The 8913-nt window shown below is 41.5% G+C and carries 15 protein-coding genes; all 15 read right to left on the bottom strand.

Annotation, left to right across the window (positions count from 1 at the left end):
- Positions 1-264: 264 nt before the first annotated feature.
- The gene (locus CCU_RS05000; RefSeq protein WP_015533801.1) at positions 265-801 is read right to left on the bottom strand and encodes a bL17 family ribosomal protein; all 537 of its coding nucleotides are present in this window, start codon (positions 799-801) and stop codon (positions 265-267) included.
- A gap of 80 nt (positions 802-881) precedes the next feature.
- The gene (locus tag CCU_RS04995; protein ID WP_015533800.1) at positions 882-1838 is read right to left on the bottom strand and encodes a DNA-directed RNA polymerase subunit alpha; all 957 of its coding nucleotides are present in this window, start codon (positions 1836-1838) and stop codon (positions 882-884) included.
- A gap of 71 nt (positions 1839-1909) precedes the next feature.
- Positions 1910-2503 (bottom strand): 30S ribosomal protein S4, encoded by a 594-nt coding sequence (gene rpsD, locus CCU_RS04990; RefSeq protein WP_015533799.1) that lies wholly within the window; start codon positions 2501-2503, stop codon positions 1910-1912.
- A gap of 20 nt (positions 2504-2523) precedes the next feature.
- Positions 2524-2919, bottom strand: a complete 396-nt coding sequence (gene rpsK, locus CCU_RS04985; protein ID WP_004850165.1) for a 30S ribosomal protein S11 — start codon at positions 2917-2919, stop codon at positions 2524-2526.
- 45 nt (positions 2920-2964) lie between these two features.
- Positions 2965-3333: a 30S ribosomal protein S13 gene (gene rpsM / locus CCU_RS04980; RefSeq protein WP_015533798.1), complete on the bottom strand. Its 369-nt coding sequence runs from the start codon at positions 3331-3333 to the stop codon at positions 2965-2967.
- A 248-nt stretch (positions 3334-3581) separates the two neighbouring features.
- Positions 3582-3695: a 50S ribosomal protein L36 gene (gene rpmJ, locus CCU_RS04975; RefSeq protein ID WP_015533797.1), complete on the bottom strand. Its 114-nt coding sequence runs from the start codon at positions 3693-3695 to the stop codon at positions 3582-3584.
- An 89-nt stretch (positions 3696-3784) separates the two neighbouring features.
- Complete coding sequence (gene infA, locus CCU_RS04970) at positions 3785-4003, bottom strand: translation initiation factor IF-1 (protein WP_004850160.1); 219 nt, start codon at positions 4001-4003, stop codon at positions 3785-3787.
- A gap of 99 nt (positions 4004-4102) precedes the next feature.
- On the bottom strand, positions 4103-4873 hold the full coding sequence (gene map / locus CCU_RS04965; protein ID WP_015533796.1) for a type I methionyl aminopeptidase: 771 nt from the start codon (positions 4871-4873) through the stop codon (positions 4103-4105).
- Between the two features lie 2 nt (positions 4874-4875).
- Positions 4876-5520, bottom strand: coding sequence for an adenylate kinase (locus tag CCU_RS04960; protein ID WP_015533795.1), 645 nt, complete (start codon positions 5518-5520; stop codon positions 4876-4878).
- A 123-nt stretch (positions 5521-5643) separates the two neighbouring features.
- Entirely contained in the window at positions 5644-6957 is a 1314-nt protein-coding gene (secY, locus tag CCU_RS04955; protein WP_015533794.1) for a preprotein translocase subunit SecY, read from the bottom strand.
- A 1-nt stretch (position 6958) separates the two neighbouring features.
- On the bottom strand, positions 6959-7399 hold the full coding sequence (gene rplO / locus CCU_RS04950; RefSeq protein ID WP_004850150.1) for a 50S ribosomal protein L15: 441 nt from the start codon (positions 7397-7399) through the stop codon (positions 6959-6961).
- Positions 7400-7420: 21 nt separating this feature from the next.
- Complete coding sequence (gene rpmD / locus CCU_RS04945) at positions 7421-7603, bottom strand: 50S ribosomal protein L30 (RefSeq protein ID WP_015533793.1); 183 nt, start codon at positions 7601-7603, stop codon at positions 7421-7423.
- 14 nt (positions 7604-7617) lie between these two features.
- Complete coding sequence (gene rpsE, locus CCU_RS04940; RefSeq protein ID WP_015533792.1) at positions 7618-8127, bottom strand: 30S ribosomal protein S5; 510 nt, start codon at positions 8125-8127, stop codon at positions 7618-7620.
- A gap of 19 nt (positions 8128-8146) precedes the next feature.
- Positions 8147-8515, bottom strand: a complete 369-nt coding sequence (rplR, locus tag CCU_RS04935; RefSeq protein ID WP_022216651.1) for a 50S ribosomal protein L18 — start codon at positions 8513-8515, stop codon at positions 8147-8149.
- Positions 8516-8532: 17 nt separating this feature from the next.
- Positions 8533-8913 (bottom strand): 50S ribosomal protein L6 (gene rplF, locus CCU_RS04930; RefSeq protein WP_208896004.1); only part of this gene is annotated, 381 nt, incomplete at its 5' end.

The following is an 8913-nucleotide window of genomic DNA, read 5'->3' as shown; positions in this document are numbered from 1 at the left end:
GCGATTATCTCCCCCTTGTCGGCAAGAAAATCTACATCCTTTATTGCCCAGTTCTCCCCTATCTTATTGCCGTCTTTGTCCTTTATATTAAATTTATGAGATAGTCCTTTTACATTTATGAAGCTCATAATCTTTCCAATCTATATCAATGAAATCTCTATATTTCACTAAATTTTATTAAAAAACAGGGCCGCCGTACACGAACGTAAACTAATACGTCTATGTACTGCAGCCCTGTTTATTTATCTGTATAATATCAATCGATTATACTAACTCGAGAATAACCTCAAGAGCCTGATCACCCTTACGCTGACCGATCTTGATGATTCTTGTGTAACCACCCTTACGTCCTGCGTACTTTGTACCATACTCATCGAATAACTTCTGTGTTAAGTCGATCTTCTTAGTACCGGCCTTCTTACCAGCAGCATCTGTAGGAACTTCAACAACTGGATATAAAACCTTGAGCATCTCTCTTCTGGCATGAAGTCTTGAAGGCTGATCCTTCTTAACTGTCTTCTCAACTGTGTCGTATACTGTAACCTTCTTACCGTCTACAACTTCCTTGATTCTCTTGCCATCTTTATCCTTCTTAGCAACCTTAGCCTGAACTGTAACCTCATCGTAGTTGTCCTTCTCAGCAACTGCTAAAGTGATGAGCTTCTCTGCGATCTTAACAACTTCCTTAGCTCTTGCCTCTGTTGTCTTGATCTTTCCATGATACAGTAACTGAGTTACCTGGTTACGAAGTAATGCGTTTCTCTGTGCGCTTGCTTTTCCAAGCTTTCTATACTTTGCCATTTTAATTATCCTCCTATACCCTTTGCGGGTCTTCACTGTGCTTACTATTATTCAGCTTGAGTGGTATACGGGAACTGCTATTAGTCCTCGTTCTGATTAAGTGATAAGCCTAACTCCTTAAGCTTAGCTAATACTTCATCCAGTGACTTACGACCAAGGTTACGAACCTTCATCATATCCTCTGGTGTCTTGTTTATAAGTTCCTGAACTGTGTTGATGCCAGCTCTCTTCAAACAGTTGTATGAACGAACTGATAACTCGAGCTCATCGATATTCATCTCAAGAACCTTTTCCTTCTCGTCTGTTGTGCTCTCAACCATAACATCTACAAGACGTGCGTTCTCTGATAAATCTACGAACAGCTTCAAGTGCTCTACCAGAAGATTTGCAGCAAGACTTACTGCCTCATCTGGAGCAAGAGCTCCGTTTGTATATACATCAAGAGTTAACTTATCATAGTCAGTAACCTGACCAACACGTGTATTCTGAACTGTAAGGTTTACTCTTTCAACAGGGGTGAAGATTGAGTCAATAGCGATGACATCAATTGGTGCATCTGCTTCCTTGTTCTTGTCAAGGCTTACATATCCACGTCCGTTGACAATTGTAAGCTCCATCTCAAGCTTTGCGTCCGGACCACTAAGGTTTGCGATTACAAGATCAGGATTTACGATCTCTATATCTCCGTCAACCTTGATATCTCCTGCCTTAACAACGCGCTCACCAACAACATCGATGTATGCCTGCTTTGGCTCAAATGTATCTGAGTTATTCTTGATAACGACATTCTTGATGTTCATTATTATCTCAGTAACATCCTCTTTTACACCTGGTATTGAGCTGAACTCGTGTAAAACACCCTTTATCTTAACGTGGCTTACAGCGGTACCTGGTAATGAAGAAAGCATTATTCTTCTAAGTGAGTTACCAAGTGTTATACCGTAACCTCTCTCTAAAGGCTCGATTACAAACTTGCCATATTTGTTGTCATCTGAAGTCTCAACGATCTCGATTTTTGGTTTTTCAAACTCAAACATCTAAGCCCCTCCTTTACGGGTTTTAAAATGCTACACTCCAAGTTACAAAATGTATAAATAAAGAACAAATCTTACTTAGAATATAACTCGACGATGAGAGTCTCATTTACAGGAACATCGATCTGCTCTCTGCTTGGCTTCTCTACAACTTCACCTGCGAGGTTATCTCTGTCTGCTGTTAACCAACCTGGTACGAGAACACCCTCTGTTGCAGCCATGATATCCTTGTATCTCTGAAGAGACTTGCTCTTCTCTCTGATCTCGATCTTATCGCCTGGCTTAACTGAGTATGAAGGGATGTTTACACACTTGCCATTTACAAGTACGTGCTTGTGATCTACGATCTGTCTAGCCTCTCTTCTTGTTCTTGCAAAGCCTAATCTGAAGATGATGTTGTCAAGTCTAAGCTCAAGTAATGTCATGAGGTTAGGACCTGTTAATCCCTTCTGCTGCTCAGCCTTTGCATAAAGGTTACGGAAAGGCTTCTCAAGTACACCATAAATGAACTTAGCCTTCTGCTTCTCGCGGAGCTGAAGTCCATACTCGCTCTGCTTTCTATTTGATCTGTTTGGTCTTCTGTTTGACTTCTTGTCTATTCCGAGATACATTGGCTCCATGCCTAAAGATCTGCATCTCTTAAGAACTGGGGTTCTATCTACTGCCATCTTGTTTGTACCTCCTCTAATTAAACTCTTCTTCTCTTTGGTGGACGACATCCGTTATGTGGAACCGGAGTAACATCCTTGATACTAACTACATCTATACCACATGCTGAGAGTGCACGAATTGCAGCCTCTCTTCCTGAACCTGGTCCCTTGACAAATACGTCGATTGTCTTGAGTCCGTAAGGTGCAGCAGCCTTTGCGGCTGTCTCTGCAGCCATCTGAGCAGCATATGGAGTTGACTTCTTAGAACCCTTAAATCCTAATCCACCAGCGCTTGCCCATGAAAGCGCATTGCCTTCAGCGTCTGTTAATGTAACAATTGTATTATTGAAAGATGACTGAATATGAGCCTGTCCGTGCTGTACGCTCTTTCTGACACGCTTCTTAGCCACTTTTTTAGTTGCCTGCTTAGCCATTAGCCTAAACCTCCTATGGTTTTTTACAAATATATTCTATAAATATTACTTCTTCTTATTAGCAACAGTCTTCTTAGGACCCTTACGAGTTCTAGCGTTAGTCTTAGTCTTCTGTCCACGAACAGGAAGTCCCTGTCTATGACGCTTACCACGATAGCAAGCAATCTCCTGTAAACGCTTAATATTGAAGCCTATCTCTCTACGTAAATCTCCCTCTACTACCTGAGTTGCCTTGATAACCTCGCTGAGTCTTCTAACCTCATCGTCAGTCAGATCTGCGCAACGTGTATCAGGATTAACGTTTGCTTCCTTAAGAATACGCTGTGATGAAGGAAGTCCGATACCATAGATATAAGTAAGACCAATTTCAACACGTTTCTCTCTTGGTAAATCAACACCTGAAATACGAGCCATTATAATAACCTCCGTAAAATCTTCTTTTAAGCTGAATCCACAAATGTATCCCATAGCACACGCTATGGGGTGAAATGCATACACCGCAAACTTCAACTAAGTTGTATATTTCTATAATTGTATTGGCATATCTACGTATGCCACAGCCGCTTTTAAATAATACAGTACATTAGATATATGTACTGACGCACGAAAATAAGTATACTTCCGGATGGGCTATCATCCATATACTTCTTTTCCTTTTTTGATTAACCCTGACGCTGCTTGTGCTTTGGATTCTCGCAGATAACTCTAACGATTCCCTTTCTCTTGATAACTTTGCACTTATCGCAGATAGGTTTTACTGATGCTCTAACCTTCATTAGAAACTCTCCTTTCAAAAAAAGTCCGCTACGAATTAGCATTCTATCATTTTCATTGATAAAATGCAATAGGGAAATTCATTTTTTTATTATTTATCTCTCCAAACGATTCTTCCCTTGGTAAGATCGTATGGTGATAACTCTATTGTAACTTTGTCGCCAGGAAGAATCTTTATATAATTCATTCTCAGCTTTCCACTTATATGAGCAAGAACCTTGTGTCCATTCTCAAGTTCTACCTGAAACATGGCATTTGGAAGTTTCTCAACTACTGTTCCTTCTACTTCAATTACATCTGCTTTTGACATTTTCAAAAATCCTCCTATATATATAAATCAACTTATGAGTTCTCCATGATATAATGAATATGTCATCGTGCTTACGAACGACGACATATGATATCACATCTACAGCTCAATTCCATCGGCCCTTGAAAGTATCTCAGGCTCTCCATCTGTTATAAGTATTGTATTCTCATAATGTGCCGCCAGTGATTTGTCTGCGGTGACGACCGTCCATCCATCCGGCATCCACTTCACTTCGTAATCGCCAAGTGTGATCATCGGTTCTATCGCTATCGTCATTCCTGCTTTCAGCTTCGGTCCTCTTCTTCTTGTTGCGAAGTTTGGGACCTCCGGCTCTTCATGAAGATTTTTTCCAACTCCATGTCCCACCAGATCGACAACAACTCCAAGTCCACACTCATCGGCATAGGACTCGACCGCTATTCCTATATCCCGCACATGATTTCCCGCACGGGCCGCTGACAGTCCTTCAAAGAAGCTTTGCTTCGTTGCCTCTATGAGATACTTTGCCATATCAGATATCTCGCCAACTCCATATGTTCTGGCTGAGTCTGAATGGTAACCCTTATAGATAACACCGGCATCAAGACTTACTATATCTCCATCCTGAAGCACTCTGTTCTTTGATGGAATTCCGTGTACCACCTCATCATTTACAGATACACACACCGACGCCGGATATCCCTGATAGTTCAGAAATGATGGTTCACAGTGATAACTTCTGATAACCTCTTCACCGAGCTTATCTATATCATATGTGGTCATTCCCGGCTTCAATGCTTTTCTCATCTCCTCATGAGTTATCGCCAGAATTCTTCCAGCCTCTCTCATAAGCTCAATCTCTTCCTGGGATTTTATGGAAATACCCTTCATATTTACTCACCTAATATATCAGTGATAGCAGCGAATACATCCTTCATATCTACGGTTCCGTCAACCTCTTTCAGGATGCCCTTTGCCTTGTAGTAATCGATGAGAGGCTGTGTCTGCTCATGATATACATTAAGTCTCTTCTCTACTGTCTCTGGCTTATCATCGTCTCTAAGGATGAGATCAGATCCACATGCATCACACTTGCCCTCAACTTTTGTTGGGTTGTATACGATATGGTATGTTGCTCCACAACCTACACATGCACGTCTGCCTGACATTCTCTCGATGATATTCTCATCAGGTACCTCAACATTGATAGCGTAATCAACTGAATCGCCGATTGCTGAGAGTGCCTTGTCAAGTGCCTCTGCCTGTGGGATAGTTCTTGGGAATCCGTCAAGGATATATCCCTTTGCACAGTCATCAGCCTTGAATCTATCTATTACCAAGTCGACAACGAGCTCATCTGGTACAAGAAGTCCCTTATCCATGTACTCCTTTGCCTTTGCACCAAGCTCTGTGCCGTTCTTTATGTTCGCTCTGAATATATCTCCTGTTGAGATATGTGGTACGCCGTACTTTGCAGCGATCATCTTTGCCTGTGTTCCCTTGCCTGCGCCCGGTGCGCCTAACATGATTATCTTCATATATTCAACCTCCATTTTTTTGAACGTTTCCCATTCTTATCAAATACTATTCTCTCTATAATACACGAATAGGAAGTGTACTATACGGCACACTCCCATTCGTGTTTATTGCCACGTCATATTTTAGTCTAAAAGGAATCCCTGATAGTTCCTTACCAGCATACGTGACTCAATATTCTTAATTGTCTCTATAACAACACCTACAACGATGATAAGTGATGTTCCTCCAAATGAAACATTTGCTCCAAAGAAACCACTGAAGAACATTGGTATACATGCTACTATGATAAGTCCTACAGCACCTATAAATATGATGTAGTTTAAAATCTTATTAAGGTAATCCTGTGTTGACTGTCCAGGTCTTATACCAGGGACAAAACCGCCACTCTTCTTCATATTGTTGGCAATCTCCATTGGATTGAATGTGATCGCTGTGTAGAAATATGCGAAGAAGAACACAAGTAAAATATATACGATCAAACCGATCGATGCCCAAGGATAAGATCTGTTAAACCAGTAGCCCTGACTCATACCCTGGATTATCTTTGCTCCTACACCAGATGTCTTGATGTTGAACAGATTCACTACGATCTGTGGAACAGACAGTATGGATGATGCAAAGATGACCGGAATAACACCTGCAGTATTGACCTTAAGTGGGATATGAGAGGACTGTCCGCCCATCGTCTTTCTTCCTCTTACTGTCTTGGCATACTGTACAGGAATTTTTCTCTCTGCGCCCTGAAGTGCACATACAAATACTACTGTAAGAACTACAACTGCAAGGATAATGAGTCCTACAAGTGTAAATCTTACAAAGTCTCTGCCCTTCATGAACTGTGTGTATAAATTCTTGAAGTCATTTGGCATTGTTGAAACGATGTTTATCAGAAGGATTACTGATATACCATTTCCAACCCCCTTCTCTGTTGCTCTCTCACCAAGCCACATTACTATAGCACTTCCTGCTGTAAGAATGACTACGATGCAGAACACTGTCCAGAAGTTATAATTCTCAATGACTCCCTTGTTTCCAAATCCTACTACAAGACCAGCACTCTCAAGAATAGCAAGACCTACTGTCATATATCTTGTGATAGCGGTGATCTTCTTTCTACCATCTTCTCCGTCTTTCTGCAGTTCTTCCAAAGCCGGTATAGCAATGGTGAGAAGCTGTATGATGATGGAAGCTGTAATGTAAGGTGTTACCGACAATGCAAAGATCGACATCTGCTCGAACGATCCTCCGGTGAATGAACTGAAGATGTTCAGTGAATCACCGAGTGCATTCTGCATGTACTCTCTTATTGCATCCGCACTTATTCCCGGAACGGTAATCAGACTACCAAGTCTGACTACCACGAGAATGAAGAACGTATATAAAAGTCTTCTTCGTATATCCTGTACCTTAAATGCATTGATTAAGGTTTTGAACATATTACATCACCTCTGCTTTTCCGCCAAGAGCTTCAATTTTCTCAGCTGCTGACTTTGAAAAAGCATTAGCCTTAACATTGAGCTTTTTAGTTAACTCTCCATTTCCAAGAATCTTAACTCCATCACGAGGATTCTTAATGATACCTGCCTCTACTAATGTCTCAACAGTTACGTCTGAGCCATCCTCGAATCTCTCAAGAGCTGATACATTGATTGCAACGATCTCTTTGTGATTGATGCAATTAAAGCCTCTCTTAGGAAGACGTCTATATAATGGCATCTGTCCACCTTCGAAACCTGGTCTAGGTGATCCAGAACGTGCCTTCTGACCCTTATGTCCCTTACCTGCAGTCTTGCCATTTCCTGAACCATGTCCACGGCCTACACGGAAATTAGCACTGTGCTTTGAGCCTTCAGCCGGCTTTAATGTAGATAAATCCATGATCTGCGTATCCTCCTTCTCTTATACTTCCTCAACCTTTACCATATAACTTACCTGCTTAACCATTCCAAGTGTTGAAGCGTTATTTGGGAGCTCTACTGACTTATTAACCTTCTTAAGTCCAAGAGCCTCTACTGTCTTTCTATGCTTTGGTACAGCACCGATAGGGGACTTTACCAAAGTTACCTTTAACTTATCTGCCATCTTCTAATACCTCCTTAGTTAAGTATCTCATCAACAGATTTTCCACGAAGTCTTGCGATATCCTCTGGGTTCTTGATCTCTGTAAGGCCCTTGATTGTTGCAAGAACTACGTTCTGCTTGTTGTTTGATCCTAAGGACTTTGTACGGATGTTCTTATATCCTGCAAGCTCAAGTACGCTACGAGCAGGACCACCAGCGATGATACCAGTACCTTCTGGAGCTGTCTTCAGAAGAACTGAAGCACTGCCGAACTGTCCATTCCAGTCGTAAGGGATACTACCAACTTCATTTACAGGAACTGTAACTAAATGCTTTGCAGCATCCTCCTTACCCTTACGGATAGCTTCTGGAGTCTCAACTGCCTTGCCAACACCAACGCCAACGTGGCCATTTCTATCACCAACAACTACGAGAGCTGCAACTCTAGAATTACGTCCACCCTTAACAACCTTTGTTACACGCTTGATGGCAACAACTTTATCTTCTAACTCTAACTTACTTGCATCAATTATTTCACGCTTCATACGTTGTTCTTCCTCCTTACTAGAATTCCAGACCAGCTTCTCTCGCTGCATCTGCTAATGCCTGAACCTTACCGTGGTATACGAAACCGCCTCTATCATAGATAACAGTCTTGATACCCTTCTCAAGTGCTCTCTCAGCAATAACCTTACCAACGTAAGCTGCTGCATCAACATCATTTGTCTTCTCAAGCTCATCCTTAATAGCCTTCTCTGTTGTAGATGCTGCTACTAATGTCTTACCAACTGAATCATCAATAATCTGAGCGTACATATGATTATTACTTCTGAATACAGCTAAACGTGGTCTCTCTGTTGTTCCAGCTAAACGATTACGAACACGCATATGCTTCTTTACACGAATTGCGCTTCTTGATTCTTTATTAATCATCTTATCTCACTCCTTTATTATTTCTTACCAGTCTTACCAACTTTACGTCTGATAGTCTCATCCACATACTTGATACCCTTGCCCTTGTATGGCTCTGGTGCTCTCTTCTCTCTGATCTCAGCAGCGTACTGACCAACCTTTTCCTTGCTGATTCCGCTTACTATGATCTTGTTTCCATCAACTGATGTTTCGATACCATCTGGATCAACCATCTCAACTGGGTGTGAATAACCAAGAGCAAGAACAAGCTTATTACCCTGCTTCTGAGCTCTGTAACCTACACCGTTAACCTCAAGCTCCTTCTTGTAACCCTCTGTAACACCTACTACCATGTTGTGGATAAGTGTTCTTGTGAGTCCGTGAAGTGATTTCATCTTCTTTAAGTCGTTAGGCCTTGA

This window comes from Coprococcus sp. ART55/1, from assembly GCF_000210595.1.
In the GTDB taxonomy this organism is placed as follows: domain Bacteria; phylum Bacillota; class Clostridia; order Lachnospirales; family Lachnospiraceae; genus Coprococcus; species Coprococcus aceti.
The sequence above is the reverse complement of the archived record's forward strand: the minus strand, read 5'-3'. Positions and strand labels throughout refer to the sequence as shown.